Genomic DNA, 19,183 nt, shown 5'->3' with positions numbered 1-19,183 from the left:
CCCAATCAAACCCGAACATCCACTCTCGCGTTCCGTCCAGATCCTCTCAGTAGCGCCTCAGCGCCGCCGGTGAAGGGCTATTTATGGGCAGTTGCCTGAAGGCGCAAGAGAAAAAATCGGATTTCGCCAAAAAAACTTCACTTGCCTGAAAAATAGGCACTTTGAGCGAAGGCGGATTGTGTCAAACCACGGACTTGCGGCGCAGCACCGGCAAGCGCAGCAGCAAAAGGCCTAGAATGACGACCAGGTAGATCAGTGGCTCGACCTGAAATCCCTTCACCAGCAGAAGGAAGTGCAAAGCCCCCAGCAGGGCGATCGGATAGGTCAGACGATGGATCTGGCGCCAGCGGCTGCCGAGGCGGCGCACGGACCCATTGTTGGAGGTCAGCGCCAAGGGCAACATCAACACAAAACCAGCCATGCCGATGGTGACATAGGGGCGCTTCACGATATCCGCGATTATCTGCGAGGGGATCTGCACATCCAGCATGAGCCAGACCAGAAGATGCGCCAGAACATAGAGGAAGCTGAGAATGCCCAGCGCGCGGCGGAACTTCATCAGGTTGAGGCCCAGGTAGCGGCGCAGGGGGGTCACTGCCAGGACAACGACCAGCAGCTTCAGGGCCAGTTCGCCATATTCATGTTCCAGCGCCTTGATCGGCTCCGCCCCCAAGCCGCCGGACAGGCCAAGGTAGAACAGCCAGGGCAACGGCAAGAACCCCAGAAGATAGACGCACCAGACCGGGATCCTGCGCAGGCTATGATTCAGCCACCCCATCAATAGTGTTTGGCGAGGTCCATGCCGTCATAGAGGGAGGCGACCTCCGCCTCGTAGCCGTTGAACATCAAGGTCGGCTCGCGGCGGGCGAACAATCCGCCGCCGATCCGGCGTTCCGTGGCCTGGCTCCAGCGCGGATGGTCCACCTCGGGATTCACATTGCTAAAGAATCCGTACTCCCCCGCATTGGCCATATTCCAGCTGGTGGGCGGCTCCTGATCGGTGAGGGTGATGCGCACCACCGACTTGATCGATTTGAACCCGTATTTCCACGGCACCACCAGGCGCAGGGGCGCGCCGTTCTGGTTGGGGAGTGGTTTGCCGAAGATACCCGTCGCCATCAGGGTCAGGGGATGCATCGCCTCATCCAGGCGCAGCCCCTCGCGGTAGGGCCAGTCGAGCACGCGGTAGGCGGTGCCCGGCATTTCCTCGGGACGGTAGAGGGTTTCAAAGGCGACGTATTTCGCGCCCTCCTGCACGCCTGCCATGTTCAGAAGGTCGGCCAGCTCAAACCCATTCCAGGGCACCACCATCGACCAGGCCTCGACACAGCGGAAACGGTAGATGCGCTCCTCGACGGTCATCTCGCCCAGGATCTGCTGGAAATCATACTCCCCCGGCCGATCCACCAGCCCGTCGATCTTCACGCTCCAGGGGGAGGTCGTCATCCGGCCCGCATAGGCCGCGGGATCCCCCTTGCCGGTGCCGAACTCATAGAAGTTGCAGTAGCTGGTCACATCTTCCCAGCTGTTGGGCTCCAGCACCTCGCCACTGGCCTGCGCCTCTGCCCCGCCCGCCAGCGAGGCAAGACCCAGACCCGCCATGCCCGCGATGATCTGGCGGCGGTTCCAGAAGGCCGCCTCGGGGGTGACATCCGCATGGGTCAGGGTGTTGGTCCAGCGACGGGCCATTGGCGCGCTCCTTTGTCAGTGATCCCCTCAAGAGCTAGCGCAGCGGGGGCGCTGCGCCAAAACATATCCTCTCACGAGTCCGCGATGGCACTGTAACTTGGCATGATCTCATTCATCGGGCGCGAGGTGCCATCATCCATCACCAGCCGCACGTGGCGGCGACGCAGCTTGCGGGGTTCCGTCACCCCGACGGAATGGGCGATGGTCTCGACCTCGTGGATCACTTCGCGGGCGTAGCGGGCCACGCGCAGATACTTGTCTTCGACCACAAGCCCCTTTTGCAGGCGGGGATCATGGGTGGTGATGCCGGTGGGGCAGGTGTTCTTGTTGCACTTCAGCGCCTGGATACAGCCGAGTGCGAACATGAAGCCCCGTGCCGAGGTCACGAAATCGGCGCCTGCCGCCAGCGCCCAGGCCACATCGCCCGGGTTGACCAGCTTGCCGCTGGCGATCAGGCGAATGCGATCCTTCAGGCCGTATTCATCGCGCAGGTTACAGACCATGGGCAGCGCTTCGCGCACGGACATGCCGACAAGGTCGATCAGCGGCATGGGCGCGGCGCCTGTGCCGCCCTCGCCGCCATCGATGGTGATGAAATCCGGCGCAGCCTCAGGACGGGCGGCGATATTCATGAACATCTCGCGCATGGCCGCCTCGGAGCCGACCACCGTCTTGATTCCCACCGGCTTGCCTATGACATCCCGCACCCGGGCGATCATGTCCAAAAGCTCGTCGTAATTGCCGATCTCGGGATGACGGTTCGGAGAGATGCTGGCCTTACCTTCGGGAATGCCGCGAATCTCTGCGATCTCGGCATTGACCTTGGCGGCGGGCAGGATGCCGCCCTTGCCCGGCTTTGCCCCTTGCGACAGCTTCAGCTCGAACATCCGCACGCATGGGTGCTCTGCCACCTTGCGCAGCTTGTCATCGCTCAGGTTGCCCGCTTCGTCCCGCACGCCATATTTGGCAGTGCCGATCTGGAAGACGATGTCGCAACCTCCCTCAAGGTGAAACGGGCTGAGCCCCCCCTCGCCGGTGTTCATCCAGACGCCCGCCTCGCGCGCACCACGGCTAAGGGCGCGCACCGCAGGGCGCGACAGGGCGCCATAGCTCATGCCGGAGATATTGAAGAAAGAAGGCGCCTGGTAAGGCACCCGCGCCCCGGCGCCGATCACCATGGGTTCGGATTTGGCATATTGGTCATCCAGTGGCGGAAAGGGCGCGTTGACGAAAATCGCCGTGCCCGGCACCGAGGTATTGCGGGTCGAGCCAAAGGCCACCGTGTTCCCCTTGCCTTCACTGGCGCGGCCCACCCAGTCCCGCTGGGCCCGGTTGAACGGCAACTCCTCGCGGTCCATGGCAAAGAAATACTGCCGGAAGAATTCCCCCAAAGTGCTGAAGATATGCCGGAAACGCCCGATCACGGGATAGTTACGCCGAATGGCGTCCTCGGTCTGTAATCTGTCTGCCAGAAACAGCACCAGGACCAGAAGACCCGCCGCCCCCAGGGCAAAAACAAACGCCAGTGCAAGAAATTCTATGGCATTCGCCGCGATATCCATTCAAAAACTCCTATATGTCTATATACGACACGAGAGGCGCGCGGCCCATGACACAGCCCGCTCCGTTCCTGCCCTAACCTGAGGGCGAAGAGCGCAGCGGACAAGCGAGCACTGCTCACAAAAGGGAGATTAGCATGAAATTCTTGATCGCGGCCGCTGCGGCCTCTGTCACTGCACTGTCGATGACCGTCGCCGCCCAGGCACAGGATATGGTCAGCTATACCACAACCCTGGCCTTTGACGATGTGACCTTTGGTCTGGAAAGCGCAATCACCGATCGCGGCCTGCTGGTGGATCACATCAGCCATGTGGGCGACATGCTGGAACGCACCCGCGCCGATGTGGGCTCCGATATCGTGCTGTTCGAGAAGGCCGACGTCTATTCCTTCTGCTCCGCCAAACTGTCACGGCAGGTGATGGAGGCGGATCCCATGAACATCATGTTCTGCCCCTACGACATCTTCGTCGCCCAGTTCCCCGACAAGGACGAGATCACCATCGGCTACCGCGCCTTCCCGGAAGGCGAGATGCAGGCGATCCAGGAGCTGCTGGACGGCATCGTGCGCGAAGCCATCGAGGAATGACGCAAAGGCCCCTCCGCAATCGGGACAGATTGCGGCATGGGCACCCTCTGAGAGATTCCGGGCGGTGCGGATCAGCATCGCCCGTTATTGTTGGGTCTTTCACGCCTTTCCTCCGCTAGATCCCGGATAGTTCATGCAAATTTAACGCCGCAAAAAGTATCACCTTTTCAACGCGCCCATTGGGCAACATTTGCGGAAGAAGAGGTCCCATGTTTTTCAAATCCAAGACTGCAGAACGTGCACAAGAACAGGAAGACCTGCTTGGCATGCTGGGTGTCTTAGAGAAAACACAGGCCGTTATCGAATTCAGCCCGGACGGCACCATCCTGCGGGCCAATGAGAACTTTCTGTCGGCCGTTGGCTATCGCGCGGAAGAGATCAAAGGCCAGAAACACGCGACCCTCCTGGCGCCCGACTATGCAGCCGGTGCCGAATACAAGGGCCTCTGGTCCGCGCTTGGCCAAGGGGAACATATCACCGACCAGTTTCCCATGCAGTGCAAATCCGGGTCCGAGGTCTGGATCCAGGCGACCTTTGCCCCTGTCCAGGACGCCGAGGGCAAGATCCGCAAGATCATCCTGATGGGCACCGATGTGACCCACCGGCGCAAGGCCATCCAGGATATCTCGCACGGGTTGATCGCCCTGCGCAACGGCGCGCTGGACCATCGCATTCCGGCCTCCGACATCAAGGATCTCGGCGCGGTCGCACGGGATTTCAACGAGGCCGTCACCCAGCTGGAAAGCGTCATTTCCACGGTCAAATCGGTCTCTGCAACAGTTGAACACACCGCCGAGGGGATCAGCCACTCCTCGACCGAATTGTCCACCCGCACCGAAACCCAGGCGGCAACGCTGGAACAGACCGCCGCCGCCATCGAAGAGCTGACCACGACCGTCAGATCCGCCGCCCAGGGCGCCCAGGATGTGGAGCGGATCGTTACCGGCGCCAAGGCCACCGCCGAAGGCAGCAGCACCGTGGTGCAAGAGGCGATCGATGCGATGGGTCAGATCAAATCCTCCTCCGAGAAGATCTCGACCATCCTGACGGTGATCGACGATATCTCTTTCCAGACCAGTCTGCTGGCGCTCAACGCCGGGGTCGAGGCCGCCCGCGCCGGCGAAGCGGGCCGTGGGTTTGCCGTGGTCGCCTCCGAGGTCCGCGCCCTGTCCAAGCGCTCGACCGAAGCCGCAAGCGAAATCAAGCAGCTGATCAACGAAAGCTCGGCCCATGTGGTGCATGGTGTCGACCTCGTGGACCGTGCAGGCGGAGAGCTGCAATCCATCATCGAAAGCGTCAGCACCATCTCGGGCCATGTCACCGATATTGCGCGCGGCACCCAGGAGCAATCCGCAACCCTGTCGGAAATCAACACCGGCATGGGGCAGCTGGATGAGGTCACCCAAAGCAATGCCGCCATGGTGGAAGAGGCCACAGAAGCCAGCCAGACCATGGCCGACAACGCCAAGGCACTATCGCAGCAGGTCGCGCAGTTCCGCACCAGCGGTGGGTTCGGCGCCGGAGCGGCATCCAATGTGGTACCTTTGTCCGACCCGGCCCCACGCGCGGCAGCTGCCCCTGCCCGGCCAGCGGTGGCCAACGGCTGGGACGATTTCTAGGTTCAAGCCCGGAACCAAACAGATCCAAGCAACAAAAAGGCCCGCCTGATTGGCGGGCCTCGTTCTTTTCACGGGATGGTCCTTAGTGCACCACGGCATCGTCGGGTTTCGGCCGCTCGCTGGTGCCGATGCGATCCCCGATGATCAGCCCTTCAGCCCCGGCAGAGACCGGAACCGTGTCACCATCGCGGATATCGCCCGCCAACAACAGCTCGGCCAGCGGGTTCTGCAGCGCACGCTGGATCACCCGCTTCAAGGGACGCGCACCGAAGACCGGATCATAGCCTTCATCGGCCAGCCAGGTCATCGCGCCCTCATCCAGTTGCAGGGCGATCTTGCGATCCGCCAGGCGTTTCTCCAGCCGCTTGAGCTGGATTTTGACGATCCCGTCCATATCCGCGCGGGCCAGACGGTCGAAGATGATCGTCTCGTCCAGACGGTTCAGGAACTCGGGCCGGAAGTGCGCCCGCACCGCATCCATCACGTCGCGCTTGGCATCTGCCGCATCCGCCCCTTCGGGCAGCTGGCTCAGCGCCTGCGCGCCGAGGTTCGAGGTCAGGATGATCAGCGTCTGCTTGAAGTCCACGGTGCGGCCCTGACCATCGGTCAGCATGCCGTCATCGAGCACCTGGAGCAGCACGTTGAACACATCCGGGTGCGCCTTTTCGACTTCGTCGAACAGCACCACCTGATAGGGGCGCCGCCGCACGGCCTCGGTCAGGACACCGCCCTCCTCGTAGCCGACATAGCCCGGAGGAGCACCGATCAGACGGGCAACCGCGTGTTTCTCCATGAACTCGGACATGTCGATACGCACCATGGCGTTGTCGTCGTCGAACAGGAACTCGGCAACCGCCTTGGTGAGTTCGGTCTTGCCGACACCGGTCGGCCCGAGGAACAGGAAGCTGCCCAGCGGACGGTTCTCATCATTAAGTCCCGCACGCGCCCGGCGCACCGCATTGGCCACGGCTGTGACGGCCGCGTTCTGACCGATCACGCGACCATGCAGGTCGTCTTCCATGCGCAAGAGCTTCTCGCGCTCACCTTCCAGCATCTTGGAGGTGGGGATCCCGGTCCAGCGTTCGACCACGGCAGCGATCTGTTCGGGGCGCACAGCCTCTTCGACCATCAGCCCCTGCTGTTCCTTCTCCTCAGCCCCGGCCAGCTGTTTTTCCAGCCCCGGAATGACGCCATAGGACAGTTCCCCTGCGCGGGCGAGGTTGCCTTCGCGCTTGGCAATGTCCAGTTCGGCGCGGGCCTTGTCGAGCTGTTCCTTCAGATCGCGGGCACCGGCCAGCTTGTCACGCTCGGCCTGCCATTGGGCGGTGAGTTCGGCGCTCTGCTCTTGCAGGTCCGACAGTTCCTTTTGCAGGCTGTCCAGACGATCGCGCGAGGCGGTGTCATCTTCCAGCTTCAGCGCCTCTTCCTCGATCTGCATCTGCAGGATCTGACGATCCAGCGCGTCCAGCTCTTCCGGCTTGCTGTCCACCTGCATGCGCAACCGGCTGGCGGCCTCGTCCATCAGGTCGATGGCCTTATCCGGCAGGAAACGGTCGGTGATATAGCGGTTCGACAGGGTCGCCGCCGCCACCAGCGCCGCATCGGCGATGCGCACGCCGTGGTGCAGCTCGTATTTTTCCTTGATGCCGCGCAGGATCGAGATCGTATCCTCCACCGTCGGCTCGGTCACCATCACGGGCTGGAACCGGCGGGCAAGGGCCGCGTCTTTCTCCACGTATTTGCGGTATTCATCGAGCGTGGTGGCGCCGATGCAGTGCAGCTCACCCCGCGCCAGCGCCGGTTTGATCAGGTTGGCCGCATCCATGGCGCCATCACCCTTACCCGCGCCCACCAGGGTGTGCATCTCGTCGATGAAGAGAACGATCTCACCGGCCGCCTCGGTCACCTCGGTCAGGACGGCCTTCAAACGTTCTTCGAACTCGCCGCGGTATTTCGCACCGGCGATCAGCGCGCCCATGTCCAGCGCCAGCAATTGCTTGTCGCGCAGGCTTTCCGGCACATCTCCGTTGACGATGCGCAGCGCCATGCCTTCGGCGATGGCGGTCTTACCGACGCCCGGCTCACCGATCAGCACCGGGTTGTTCTTGGTGCGGCGGCTCAGCACCTGCATGGCGCGGCGGATTTCCTCGTCCCGGCCAATGATCGGGTCGATCTTGCCCTCGCGGGCGGCCTCGGTCAGGTCGCGGGCATATTTCTTCAGCGCGTCATAGCCTTCTTCGGCAGTGGCGCTGTCGGCCTTGCGGCCCTTGCGAATGTCGTTGATGGCTTCGTTCAGCTTCTGCGCGGTGACATTGCCCGCCTCCAGCGCGTCCTTGGCCTTGGATTTGACCATGCAAAGCGCCATCAGGATGCGTTCGACCGGCACGAAACTGTCGCCTGCCTTGTCGGCGATCTTCACCGCCTCATCCAGAACCCGCGCCGTTTGCTGGTCCAGATACATCTGGCCCGCATCACCGCTGACCTTGGGCAGTTTGGAGACGGCAGCATCCGCGGAACCCGCAACCTGGGAGGCATCGCCGCCCGCGCGGGTGATCAGGTTGGCCGCCAGCCCCTGCTCGTCATCCATCAAAGCTTTCAAAAGGTGTTCGGGCACCATCCGCTGGTGCTCTTCGCGCAGGGCAATGGTCTGCGCCGCCTGCACGAAACCGCGTGCACGCTCGGTGAACTTGCTCAAGTCCATCTCTCTCTCCTTTTATAAGCGCCCGATCAATTTGGCAGCGCCCGCTTGGCGGCACGCCCCGGTCCGGGCCTCACAGATCAATTTGGGAAGACTTCCTCTTCCTTCAAGAGCATGCTGCCCTGAAAGCCGTTCAATTTCTCTGACCTTGATCAAGCTGCGCTCATGATCGGCACCATCAAATGCCTTGCATTTTAGGGTTTTCGAACCGCGCTGCAGGGATTAGGAAGGCTCGATTTCCTTTCCTGCGCCAAGAAACCCGGAGTTTCGCCATGTCTGCCAAACCGCTCGCCGATGACCGCCTGATCGTTGCCATGGATGTCCCCAATGCAATCGAGGGTCTGAAACTGGCAGAAACCCTGGGGGATGCGGTCTCTTTCTACAAGATCGGCCTTGGCATGCTGACGGGCGGCGGACTGGCGCTGGCGAATGAGCTGAAGCAGGAACAGGGCAAGCGCATCTTTCTGGACATGAAGCTCTTCGATATCGGCGCCACGGTGGAAAACGCGGTGCGTGGGCTGGCGCAGTTCGATCTCGATTTCCTGACCGTGCATGGCGATCCTTACGTGGTGCGCGCCGCCAAGCAGGGCGCTGCGGGCAAGGAGATGAAGATCTTGGCCGTCACCATCCTCACCTCGCTGGACCGTGCCGATCTGGACGGGGCGCTGATCAAACCGGGTGCAATCCGCGACCTGGTGCAGGAACGGGCCGGTAATGCCTTTGCCGCAGGCGCCGACGGCGTGATTGCAAGCCCGCAGGAAGCTGCCCTGATCCGTGCCCTGCCCGAGGCGGACGGCAAGCTGATCGTCACCCCCGGCGTACGCCCGGCGGGCGCTGATCTCGGCGATCAGAAACGCGTCGCCACCCCGGCCACCGCCATTGCCGATGGCGCCGATCATATCGTCGTCGGCCGCCCGATCTGGAAAGCCGAAGATCCGCGCCAGGCGGCCGAGGCCATCCTTGCCGAGCTGCGCAGCCCGCAGGCCAGCCAGCCCAATCGCGGCTAAGAGCGGCCTTTTCGATCGGCCGGATTGACCTTGCCGCATCGGCCTTTCCGGGCTCCGATATGCACGGCATGGGCGCGAAACGCCCACGAATGCCTATTTTTTGTGCGAAATGAAACCACGATGGCCGAGGTCTGCGCCTCTTTGCCTGTTTTTTACGATACCAGGCTGTCCCTACGGCAAGCGCATAATATTTAACAACAAAACCAATTTACGCTGCATACCGTGGTCCACAGGCCTGTGACCCTTTGGGCACAGGCCCCGGCAGAGCGCCCTCTTTGAAACATCGCAAAATTTGCACCGAAACGCCCGATGGGTGATTCTGGTCTCAACACTCCCCAGACGAGCTGGTCTTCCTGAGGTTCGTCACCTACCCCCGCCATCGCGTGCGGGGGATTTTCTTGCCATCATCCGGCCCGTACCGGATCGCCCCCCGACTCCGCCAGATACTGCGCCAATTGGGTCGTGAAATGCGGCACCGCCAAAGGGTGCGCGCAATAGTCCTGAGGCGCCATCAGCGCCCATCGCTGCCCCTCGGAACCAAGGCGTATGGCCGAGGCCAGCGCGACAGGCTGGTGCGAGACGAAGAACCAGACCCGCCCGCGCGGCCGCTGGTAATGGCGCGCCCATGAAAGATCCCGGGGACCCAGCCGCAGGCCAATCTCTTCTTCGGTTTCACGCAAGGCGCAGTCTTCGGGGGTTTCATGCCCTTCCCGCCCGCCGCCGGGCAGATCCCAATGACCGGGATAGGGAATATCCGGCTTGTCATCGCGCAGGATCACCACGATCTGCGATCCCAGAAACAAGGCCAGTTTTGCACCGGAAAAGCTCATGATGAATAGATGTGCCTCAGATGGTCTAAAGACAATTCCTCTTGCGCAGAGTACACTGATGCCCTGCCACCGCAACGACGATTGATCCCCGTTTGCCAATGCCTGCCCCGCCCGTCGCCCTCTGCCGGGACTGCCTGTCCCAGATCCCGGCGCCCACGCGTAAACCGTTGCGGTGCCCCGCCTGCGGCAGCCCGCGCGTGAAGCTGCACCCGGAGCTGTTTTCGCTCAGCATTGCCCATATGGATTGCGATGCCTTCTATGCCAGCGTGGAAAAGCGGGATGACCCAAGCCTGGCCGACAAACCGGTAATCATCGGCGGCGGGCGGCGCGGGGTGGTCTCGACCGCCTGCTATGTCGCGCGCATTCGTGGTGTGAAATCCGCGATGCCGATGTTCCAGGCGCTGAAACTGTGCCCCGACGCGGTGGTGATCAAACCGCGCATGCAGGTCTACGCCGAGGTGAGCCGCGCCATCCGCGACATGATGTATGAGCTGACCCCCGACGTGGAGCCGCTGTCGCTGGACGAGGCCTTCATGGATCTGTCCGGCACCGAAAAACTGCACGGCGCGCCGCCTGCGGTGATGCTGGCGCGGCTGGTCAAACGCATGAAGGAGGAGCTGGGAATCACCGGCTCCATCGGCCTGAGCCACAACAAGTTCCTGGCCAAGGTGGCATCGGATCTCGACAAGCCGCGCGGGTTTTCGGTGATCGGCAAGGCCGAGACCGCAGATTTCCTGCGCGACAAACCCGTGCGGCTGATCTGGGGCATTGGCCCGGCGGCGCAGGCCTCGCTTGATCGGGCGGGGATTCGCACATTCACCGACCTGTTGCGCTGGGAGCGGCTGGATCTGCATGCGCGCTTCGGCTCCATGGGGGATCGGCTGTGGCACCTGGCGCGCGGCGAAGACAGGCGGCGTGTTTCGGCAAGCGCCCCGGTGAAGTCGATTTCCAAGGAGACCACCTTTTTCGAGGATACCGCCAGCACCGAGGTGCTGGATGGCCATCTGTGGCGTCTGGCCGAGCAGGTATCGGACCGGGCCAAGGCCAAGGAAAAGGCCGGGTGGGTGGTGACCCTGAAACTGAAACGCGCCAATCACACGGCGCTGACCCGCCGCATCGCCCTGCGCAGCCCCACCCAGATGGCAGACACCATCTACCGCACCGCACGCGCCCTGCTGGACCAGGTGGGCAATGAAGGTCCCTACCGGTTGCTTGGCTGCGGAATTTCCGAGCTGGTTCCGGCGGATCAGGCCGACGATACCGGCGACCTGCTGGACCCCCAGGCCAGTCAGCGCGCCGAGGCAGAGCGCGCCAGCGACGCCATCCGCAAGAAGTTCGGCAAGGGCGCCATCCTGAAGGGGCGCGCGCTGCGATAGGCGTGGTCGGTTATTCCGCCGCCAGGGAAGATGGCTCTGAAACGGTTCCTGCGATCTCCGCCATGACCCCGCGCAAGGCCGCCTGCAGGGCGGTGAAATTGCCATTGGGCCGGATCGCCGCCTCGTCCATATAGAGCGAGCGGTCGATTTCCACCTGGATCGCATGCTGATTGCGCGACGGGCGGCCATAGGTCTGGGTGATATAGGCCCCGGCAAAGGGCGCGTTGCGCGCTACCCGAAGACCGATCCGGGTGAAGGCCGCCTCGACCCGATCGACAATCTCTCCGGAGGCGGCCGCGCCGAAACGATCGCCCAGCACCACGTCTGGCAGTACTCCGCCACGCACCGGCATGGTTTCAAGCGCCTCATGAGGCATCGAATGGCAGTCGACCAGAATCGCATGTCCGAAGCGATCATGCGCCTGCTTCAACAGCGCTCGCAGCGCGCCATGATAGGGGTGCCAGTACCTGTCCAATCGCGTCTCGGCCTCGTCCAGGGGCAGCTTGCCCCGATAGATGGCGCGCCCGCCGGCAACAACGCGCGGGATCACCCCAAGCCCCGAGGCCACCCGCGGGTTCTGCCCGCGCCGCGCCACCCCGTCGATCAGCGCCGGATCCAGCTCTTCCGGGGAGCGGTTGAGATCGAGATAGGCACGCGGCTTGGTGGCACGCAACAAGGGCGCTCCGAACTCGGGTGCGGCGGCAAACAGCTGGTCCACAAAGGCATCTTCGGAGCTGCGAATCTTTTGGGGGTCGAGAATCGATGCCTCAAGAAAGGAGGCCGGATAATCGGTACCGCTGTGTGGCGACGCGAAAACCACGGCAGAACGAAGGTTTTTGGGCGAAATGACAGTAAATGCAGCGTCGGACATCCCGGCTCCGGCCTTTGATAACTAAGAAACAGCATAGAGTGGAAATTTCTGGGGTCAAAAGCTCTTGCACCCTATCGCGACTCTTATTATAGACCCCTTCACCGGCGCGGCACCCCGCGCCCCGTTTGTTTCTGGGGCAAGGTGCTGCAAGGGTTTCATGGGCGATTAGCTCAGCGGTAGAGCACTTCGTTGACATCGAAGGGGTCACAAGTTCGAACCTTGTATCGCCCACCATGAATTCATTGTTCTGGCCCAGAGGTCGGAACACCCGCTAACCCAGGCGCTGGTTCGCGCCGCAGAACAGGAGAAGGACCATGAAGGTCAAGAACTCGCTCCGCTCGCTCAAGAACCGGCACCGTGACTGCCGCGTTGTGCGTCGCAAGGGCCGCGTATACGTGATCAACAAGACCCAGCGCCGCTTCAAGGCACGCCAGGGCTAAGATCCAGGCTGGTTCCCAGCCATGTCGATTTCGAAAACCGCATCCTCGGATGCGGTTTTTTTGCGTTTGGGCACCTGGCGCCCAACAGCTGGACCGACGCCCAGACTAGGGAAGAACTTTTTCCAAGTAAAACTGTCAGTTTTTGTTTTCATTCATCTCAGAATCATTTAATTGACTAATTCAGTCAGAAACAGACATTGCAGTTCGATGGGAGTAACCATGTATAAAGCGTCCACTATCCTAGCCGGTGCGCTGGCAGCCACCATCGCCACCTCCGCCGCGGCGGAAGGCGAATTGAACCTCTATTCCTCGCGCCACTACGACACCGATGAGCGCCTCTATTCTGATTTTGAAGAGGCAACCGGAATCACCATCAACCGGATCGAAGGCAAGGCTGACGAGCTGATCGCCCGGATGCAGGCCGAGGGCGAGAACTCCCCTGCGGATGTTCTGCTGACCGTGGACACCTCGCGCCTGGCCCGTGCCAAGGATGCAGGCGTGCTGCAAGCCATCGACAACGCCACCCTGGAAGCCCGCGTTCCCGGCTACCTGCAGGATGAAGACAACCAGTGGTTCGGCTTCTCCCAGCGTGCGCGCATCATCTTCTACGACAAGGCCGATGTCGCGACCCCGCCGCAGACCTACCTTGATCTTGCCGATCCGGCCTACAAGGGGCTGATCTGCATCCGCTCCTCGACCAACACCTACAACCAGACCCTGCTGGCCTCGATCGTGACCCATCACGGCAGCGAAGTGGCGACACAATGGGCCGAAGGCGTGGTCGCCAACATGGCGCGTGACCCGCAGGGCGGTGACACCGACCAGCTGCGCGGCATCGTCTCCGGCGAATGCGAGATTGCGGTCTCCAACAGCTACTATTTCGCCCGCTCGATCCGCAAGAACGTCAAGGGCCTGTCCGATTCCCGCGATATGATCGGCTGGATCTTCCCGTCTCAGAATGCCGAAGGCGCGCATATGAATCTGTCCGGCGGCGGCGTTGCAGCCCATGCTCCGAACCGCGACAACGCCATCAAGTTCCTGGAGTATCTGGCATCGGATCAGGCGCAGCAGTATTTCTCGGCTGGCAATGACGAATTCCCGGCCGTGCCCGGCGTCGGCCTGGCCCCCAGCATTGCAGCGCTCGGCCACTTCAAGCCGGATGATGTGAACCTGTCCGAGGTGGCCAAGAACCTCCCCGAAGCCCAGAAGATCTTCAACGCCGTCGGCTGGAAGTAATCGACCACAGGCGAATCGATCACCACAAAGGCGCAGGCTCTCCTGCGCCTTTTTTCATGTCCGCAGCAGAATGGGTGCGATATGCGCACCATCTGACCAAAGATTACGCGAAAGCAGCGTAAATGCTCGGCCTAAAGTCCTGATCAGGTTAAGTTTCTCATGCTGCTTCTGGACCTGTTTCGCCTTGCCCCCTATAGGTTTCAAAAATTTGGTTTTAAGGGGGGAATTGGACACATGCAGAGACGCTTGGAATTATTAGGACAGGGAAGTCTGCTGTGAACCGTCTGCCTGTCACGATCATCAGCGGATACCTTGGCGCAGGGAAGACCACTCTGATCAACCGCGCGCTGTCCGAAGATCACGGTCTCAGCCTGGCCATCATCGTCAACGACTTCGGCGCCGTGAATATCGATGCAGAACAGATCGCCAAGGCCGACGGCGATACCATCACGCTGACAAATGGCTGCATCTGCTGCAGCATGGGAGATGATCTGGCCCTGTCCCTGCATCAGATCGTGAACCGCCCAGATCGCCCCGACCACCTGGTCATCGAAGCCAGTGGCATTTCCGATCCGGTGGCGATCGCCAATACCGTCATGGCGCAAAGCGGCTTGAACTATGCCGGGATCATTACCGTGGTCGATGGGCAACATGCCCCTGCGCAGCTTGACGATGAAGAGCTAGCCCCACAGATCCTTCAACAGATCCGCGCCGCCGACTTGGTGCTGATCTCCAAATGCGACGAGCAGGACACCGATCTGATCGACAGCCTCACGGAGCTGGGGGCCCGCACGCCCACGGTGCTGAATGGCGCCCCTGTGTCGGATCTGCTGTTTGACGTGGTTCCCCTGCCAAAGGGGCGCGCGGTTGCCAGCCATCCGTCTTATGCCACCTGGCATCACCAAAGCAAAACGGTGCTCGACCGCCGCACCTTGGGTGAAAAGCTCGCCAATAGGCCCGAGGGGCTATACCGGATGAAAGGCTATGTGCTGACCACCGGCGGCGCCTATCGGCTTCATATCGTCGGCCGCCATATCGAGGCCCGCCATTGCGATGCCGAGGAAACGGTTCTGGTCGCGCTTGGCCCGGCCCGGCGGATCTCGGCCGATCAGATCGAAACCTGGTGGAACGGTTGACCACAAAGCCCGGGCAGCGCCCTATCTGCGCCGCCCGACCTGTCGGCAGATCAGGATGACCGGCAGCAATCCCACGGCCATGATCACCAGGGACGGCACCGCCGCCCCTTCCAACCGTTCGTCCGAGGCCAGCCGATAGGCCTGTACCGCAAGGGTGTCATAGTTGAACGGGCGCATGATCAGCGTCGCGGGCAGCTCCTTCATCACATCCACGAAGACGATCAGCAGCGCTGTCAGCAGGCTGGGCGTCAGGATCGGCAGATGCACCCGCCGCAGCATGCCAAGCGGGCTTTGCCCCAATGAGCGCGCCGCCGCATCCATATTGGCATGCACCGTGGACTGGCCGCTTTCGTAGGCGCCAAGGGCCGCCGCCAGGAACCGCACCATATAGGCCGCCACCAGGAGCCAGATCGACCCGGTGATCAACAGCCCGGTGCGAATGTCGAATGTCGCCCGCATCCAGGCATCCAGCACATTGTCAAAGGCCGCGAAAGGCACCATCAGCCCCACCGCGATCACCCCACCCGGCACCGCATAGCCAAGCCGCGATGCATAGGCTGCCGCCGAAGATCCGCGCCCCGGACGCAAACGCTGGTAAAACCCGAGGATGACCGCCGCGACCACGGTCACCAGCGCCGCCACCGCCGCAAGGGTCAGCGAATTCCGGATGAAACCGATATAGCGACGGCTGAGCAGGTCCTGCTCGGACTGCAGCCCCATGTCGAACAGGATCACCACCGGCAACAGAAAGCCAAGGGTGACCGGGATCGCGCAGAGGATCCAGGCTGCAACCGCCCGCATCCCCGTCAGATCGGCAGGCGGCATTTCCGCGTGCTGCTTGCCCGCCTGATGATAGCGCGCCTTGCCACGGGTGGAGCGTTCCACCACCGCCAGCATCAGCGCAAAACTCAAGAGACACAGCGCCAGTTGCGCCGCCCCGGCCCGGTCCGCCAGCGCGAACCAGCTGGTGTAGATGCCCGTCGCAAAGGTCTGCACGCCGAAATAGGAGACCGTCCCGAAATCCGCGATGGTCTCCATCACCGCCAGCAGAACCCCCGAGGCAATGGCAGGGCGTGCCATCGGCAGGCTGACCCGCCAGAAGGCCTGCCAGGCGCTTTTGCCAAGGGCGCGCGCCGCCAGGAAGGCGCCTGCACTCTGCTGCAGGAACGCCGCCCGCGCCAAGAGGTAGACATAGGGGTACAGCACCAGGATCAGCATCATCGCGGCGCCGCCCGTGGAGCGGATCTCCGGGAACCAATAGTCGCGCGGCCCCCAGCCCATCACCTGCCGCAGCGTTGTCTGCACGACACCGGGATGGTCCAGGACAAAGGTATAGGCATAGGCCAGCACATAGGCCGGAAAGGCCAGCGGCAGCACCAGGGCGACCTCGAACAGGCGCACCCCCGGAAAGCGGGTCATAGTCACCAGCCAGGCAGCCCCGACCCCCAGCAGCAAGGTTCCCATAGCCACCAGCGAGACCAGAACAACGGTAGTGCCGAGATAGCCCGGCAAGACGGTCTCGGCCAGATGCGCGATTGTTTCGGTGCCGCCGATCATCGCCGCAACCGCGACGGCCAGCATCGGCAAAACGCAGGCCAGCGCGACAAGCCATCCCAGCGCCGCAAAGACGCCAGTGCCGCCCTTGCGCCCGCGCCGGGTGCCTTTGGGAGCATAGTCAGGACTGTGGCTTGCCTCTGTCATCGGTACAGGCGACCCTTTTGCGGTTTGGAGCTTTTCCTATTTCGATCATTTATGTCGGAAATTCCAGCAGGAAACAGGCCCAACGGAAATCGGCCCCGCGGAAATAGCCCCCCCGGAAACAGGCATACCCGCAACGGAAAACAGCCGGGCCATACACCAGCCCGGCTGTCCTGTTCATTCTGGCAAAGAGCAATCAGTCGTAGCTGCGCTGGTCCTCGATCACCAGACCATCCTTGGGCAGGCTGCCCGGAGCGACGACCTCGATCTTGCCCTTGAGCTTCAGCACGTCGATCACCGATTTGCCAAAAGTGACTTCATCACCGCCATTGGCTTCGATCTGCACGGTCATCGTGTCCATCTCGCCGTCACGGGCAGCGATGACGCGGGCCTTGACGATCTCGTCGTGTTTTTCGACCAATGCGGCCACCTGTTCAGGGCGCACGAACATGCCCTTGATCTTGGTGGTCTGATCGGCGCGGCCCATCCATCCCTTGATCCGCATATTGGTGCGGCCACAGGGAGAGACACCCGGCAGCACCGCCGACAGATCGCCGGTGGCGAAACGGATCAGCGGGTAGTCGGGGTTGAGCGTGGTGACGACCACCTCGCCCACCTCGCCCGGTGCGACGGGAGTGCCGGTGCCTGGGGTGACGATCTCGACGATGACGTTCTCATCGACGATCATCCCCTCCATCGCTGCGGTTTCATAGGCGATATTGCCAAGATCCGCGGTGGCATAGGACTGCAGGCAGGCGATGCCGCGATCCGCATATTCCTGGCGTAGCGAGGGGAACAGCGCCCCGCCACCCACGACCGCCTTCTTGTAGCCCAGCGTGACGCCCATGGCCTCGGCCTTGTCGAGGATCACCTTCAGGAAATCCGGAGTGCCGGCATAGGCGGTGGCGCCCACATCGCGGGCCGCCGTCACCTGAAGTTCGGTCTGTCCGGTGCCTGCGGGAAGAACCGCAGCCCCAACGGCACGTGCACCGTTTTCAAAGATCATGCCGGCGGGCGTCAGGTGATAGCCAAAGCAGTTCTGCACCACATCGCCAGCGCCGATGCCGGCCGCATGCAGGAAGCGGCCCATGCGCCACCAGTCATGTTCGCTGCCGCCCGGCTCGTAGATCGGTCCGGGAGACTGGAAGATATGCGCAAACCCGTGGGCAGGCTTCACCGTGAACCCGCCAAAGGGGGCATTCTCGGCCTGGGCCCGGCTCAGCTCGGACTTGCGCAGCACCGGCAGCGCCGCCAGATCCGCAGCACTTGTGATCGCAGCCGGATCCACATCGGCCAGCGAGGCGCCATAGCCGGGCGCCGATTTGGCGCGGGCGATCTGGCCCGGCAGGGCCTTTGCCAGATCAGCGGCGCGTTCATCGGCAGAGCGGGTTTCGAGTGTGTCAAAAAAGGTCATATCGTTACCATCCCGCATCAGCTCAGCCACCGCTTGCGGCGGCGGTAGGAGCGCACGTCGCGGAAGCTCTTGCGGCCTTCGTCGGACATGCCGAGGTAGAATTCCTTCACATCCGGGTTCTCGCGCAGTTCGGCGGCGGGGCCGTCCATCACCACACGGCCCGATTCCAGAATGTAGCCATAATGGGCAAAGCGCAGCGCCACGTTGGTGTTCTGTTCGGCCAGGAGGAAGGTCACGCCTTCGTTCTCGTTGATCGATTTCACGATGCCAAAGATCTGCTCCACCAGCTGCGGCGCCAGACCCATGGAAGGTTCGTCCAGGAGGATGGTTTCAGGACGGCTCATCAGGGCGCGGCCCATTGCAACCATCTGTTGCTCACCGCCCGAGGTATAGCCCGCCTGCGATTTGCGGCGTTCCTTCAGGCGCGGGAAGTAGCTGTAGACCATTTCCAGATCGCGCTGGATGTCACCCTTGCTGTCACCGCGCGTATAGGCGCCGGTCAGCAGGTTTTCCTCAACGGTCAGGTGTTCGAAACAGTGGCGGCCTTCCATCACCTGGATGACGCCCTTGCGCACCACGTCGGCGGGATCGAGCGAGTCCATGGGCTGACCGCGATACTTGATCGAGCCTTTGGTCACTTCGCCGCGTTCGGAATGCAGCAGGTTGGAAACCGCCTTGAGCGTGGTGGTCTTGCCGGCGCCATTGCCGCCCAGAAGCGCGGTGATGCCGCCCTTCGGGACCTTCAGGCTGACGCCCTTCAGCACGAGGATCACGTGGTTGTAGATCACCTCGATATTGTTGACCTCAAGCAGGGTCTCGGCCTGCACATCGGTGGTGTTTGCTGCGTCGAGCATCAAAGTTTGTCCTCATGCGGTCACGGCCTGTTGCGGCCTGGTCCGGGGCGGGAGGCGAAGCGTATGAATTCGCAAGTGCCCGGATCGGTGTCTCTTCGGAGGTGGTGCGGCAGCACGCCGCCGCACCGGGATTTTGTGCCCGCTCCCGCCGAAGGCAGGAGCGGAACAG

At 62.3% G+C, this 19,183-nt stretch carries 16 protein-coding genes and 1 tRNA gene; 8 read left to right on the top strand and 9 right to left on the bottom strand.

The genetic code is table 11. The features are described from left to right. Positions 1-181: 181 nt before the first annotated feature. From msrQ to PXK01_RS07090, 3 genes are all read right to left on the bottom strand, one after another. Entirely contained in the window at positions 182-778 is a 597-nt protein-coding gene (gene msrQ / locus PXK01_RS07100) for a protein-methionine-sulfoxide reductase heme-binding subunit MsrQ (RefSeq protein ID WP_274859445.1), read from the bottom strand. Next, the gene (msrP, locus tag PXK01_RS07095) at positions 778-1,689 is read right to left on the bottom strand and encodes a protein-methionine-sulfoxide reductase catalytic subunit MsrP (RefSeq protein WP_274859443.1); all 912 of its coding nucleotides are present in this window, start codon (positions 1,687-1,689) and stop codon (positions 778-780) included. Before msrP ends, msrQ begins: the two co-directional genes overlap by 1 nt. A 71-nt stretch (positions 1,690-1,760) precedes the next feature. Continuing rightward, a complete protein-coding gene (locus PXK01_RS07090; protein WP_274859442.1) occupies positions 1,761-3,251 on the bottom strand; it encodes an FMN-binding glutamate synthase family protein in 1,491 nt (496 codons plus the stop codon). Between the two features lie 134 nt (positions 3,252-3,385). Between PXK01_RS07090 and PXK01_RS07085 the strand changes: the two genes are divergently transcribed. Together PXK01_RS07085 and PXK01_RS07080 are read left to right on the top strand one after the other, a co-directional pair. Next, positions 3,386-3,835 (top strand): DUF302 domain-containing protein, encoded by a 450-nt coding sequence (locus tag PXK01_RS07085; protein WP_274859441.1) that lies wholly within the window; start codon positions 3,386-3,388, stop codon positions 3,833-3,835. Positions 3,836-4,044: 209 nt separating this feature from the next. Continuing rightward, positions 4,045-5,454, top strand: a complete 1,410-nt coding sequence (locus tag PXK01_RS07080; protein ID WP_274859440.1) for a methyl-accepting chemotaxis protein — start codon at positions 4,045-4,047, stop codon at positions 5,452-5,454. An 82-nt stretch (positions 5,455-5,536) separates the two neighbouring features. Here PXK01_RS07080 and clpB read toward each other — a convergent pair whose 3' ends face one another. Further along, on the bottom strand, positions 5,537-8,155 hold the full coding sequence (gene clpB, locus PXK01_RS07075; RefSeq protein ID WP_274847087.1) for an ATP-dependent chaperone ClpB: 2,619 nt from the start codon (positions 8,153-8,155) through the stop codon (positions 5,537-5,539). A 269-nt stretch (positions 8,156-8,424) separates the two neighbouring features. Here clpB and pyrF point away from each other — a divergent pair, with 269 nt between their 5' ends. After that, positions 8,425-9,159 carry an orotidine-5'-phosphate decarboxylase gene (pyrF, locus tag PXK01_RS07070; protein WP_274859439.1) on the top strand — a complete coding sequence of 245 codons (735 nt, stop codon included), beginning with the start codon at positions 8,425-8,427 and terminating at the stop codon, positions 9,157-9,159. Positions 9,160-9,563: 404 nt separating this feature from the next. Here the strand turns inward: pyrF and PXK01_RS07065 are convergent, their stop codons facing one another. After that, positions 9,564-9,989, bottom strand: a complete 426-nt coding sequence (locus PXK01_RS07065) for an NUDIX hydrolase (protein WP_274859438.1) — start codon at positions 9,987-9,989, stop codon at positions 9,564-9,566. Positions 9,990-10,087: 98 nt separating this feature from the next. Between PXK01_RS07065 and PXK01_RS07060 the strand changes: the two genes are divergently transcribed. Then, the gene (locus PXK01_RS07060) at positions 10,088-11,365 is read left to right on the top strand and encodes a DNA polymerase IV (protein ID WP_274859437.1); all 1,278 of its coding nucleotides are present in this window, start codon (positions 10,088-10,090) and stop codon (positions 11,363-11,365) included. Positions 11,366-11,375: 10 nt separating this feature from the next. Here the strand turns inward: PXK01_RS07060 and PXK01_RS07055 are convergent, their stop codons facing one another. Next, entirely contained in the window at positions 11,376-12,236 is an 861-nt protein-coding gene (locus PXK01_RS07055) for an N-formylglutamate amidohydrolase (RefSeq protein WP_274859435.1), read from the bottom strand. Between the two features lie 159 nt (positions 12,237-12,395). On the opposite strand from PXK01_RS07055, the gene PXK01_RS07050 reads away from it, so the two are divergent. From PXK01_RS07050 to PXK01_RS07035, 4 genes are all read left to right on the top strand, one after another. After that, positions 12,396-12,470 (top strand) — tRNA-Val (locus PXK01_RS07050). Positions 12,471-12,550: 80 nt separating this feature from the next. Continuing rightward, entirely contained in the window at positions 12,551-12,676 is a 126-nt protein-coding gene (gene ykgO, locus PXK01_RS07045; RefSeq protein WP_008562923.1) for a type B 50S ribosomal protein L36, read from the top strand. Positions 12,677-12,895: 219 nt separating this feature from the next. Next, positions 12,896-13,912 carry an extracellular solute-binding protein gene (locus PXK01_RS07040; RefSeq protein ID WP_274847081.1) on the top strand — a complete coding sequence of 339 codons (1,017 nt, stop codon included), beginning with the start codon at positions 12,896-12,898 and terminating at the stop codon, positions 13,910-13,912. Between the two features lie 275 nt (positions 13,913-14,187). Next, positions 14,188-15,048: a CobW family GTP-binding protein gene (locus tag PXK01_RS07035; RefSeq protein ID WP_274859433.1), complete on the top strand. Its 861-nt coding sequence runs from the start codon at positions 14,188-14,190 to the stop codon at positions 15,046-15,048. Positions 15,049-15,069: 21 nt separating this feature from the next. Here PXK01_RS07035 and PXK01_RS07030 read toward each other — a convergent pair whose 3' ends face one another. The 3 genes from PXK01_RS07030 to PXK01_RS07020 all read right to left on the bottom strand — a co-directional run bounded on the left by PXK01_RS07030 (position 15,070) and on the right by PXK01_RS07020 (position 19,014). Then, on the bottom strand, positions 15,070-16,749 hold the full coding sequence (locus tag PXK01_RS07030; RefSeq protein WP_274847079.1) for an ABC transporter permease: 1,680 nt from the start codon (positions 16,747-16,749) through the stop codon (positions 15,070-15,072). A 193-nt stretch (positions 16,750-16,942) separates the two neighbouring features. Further along, positions 16,943-18,160, bottom strand: coding sequence for a phenylacetate--CoA ligase family protein (locus PXK01_RS07025; RefSeq protein ID WP_274859431.1), 1,218 nt, complete (start codon positions 18,158-18,160; stop codon positions 16,943-16,945). A 17-nt stretch (positions 18,161-18,177) separates the two neighbouring features. Further along, on the bottom strand, positions 18,178-19,014 hold the full coding sequence (locus PXK01_RS07020; protein ID WP_274847077.1) for an ABC transporter ATP-binding protein: 837 nt from the start codon (positions 19,012-19,014) through the stop codon (positions 18,178-18,180). Between the last annotated feature and the right edge of the window lie 169 nt (positions 19,015-19,183).

Source organism: Phaeobacter sp. PT47_59, assembly GCF_028890025.1.
Lineage (GTDB): Bacteria > Pseudomonadota > Alphaproteobacteria > Rhodobacterales > Rhodobacteraceae > Phycobacter.
This window is presented reverse-complemented; position numbering and strand designations above follow the sequence as displayed.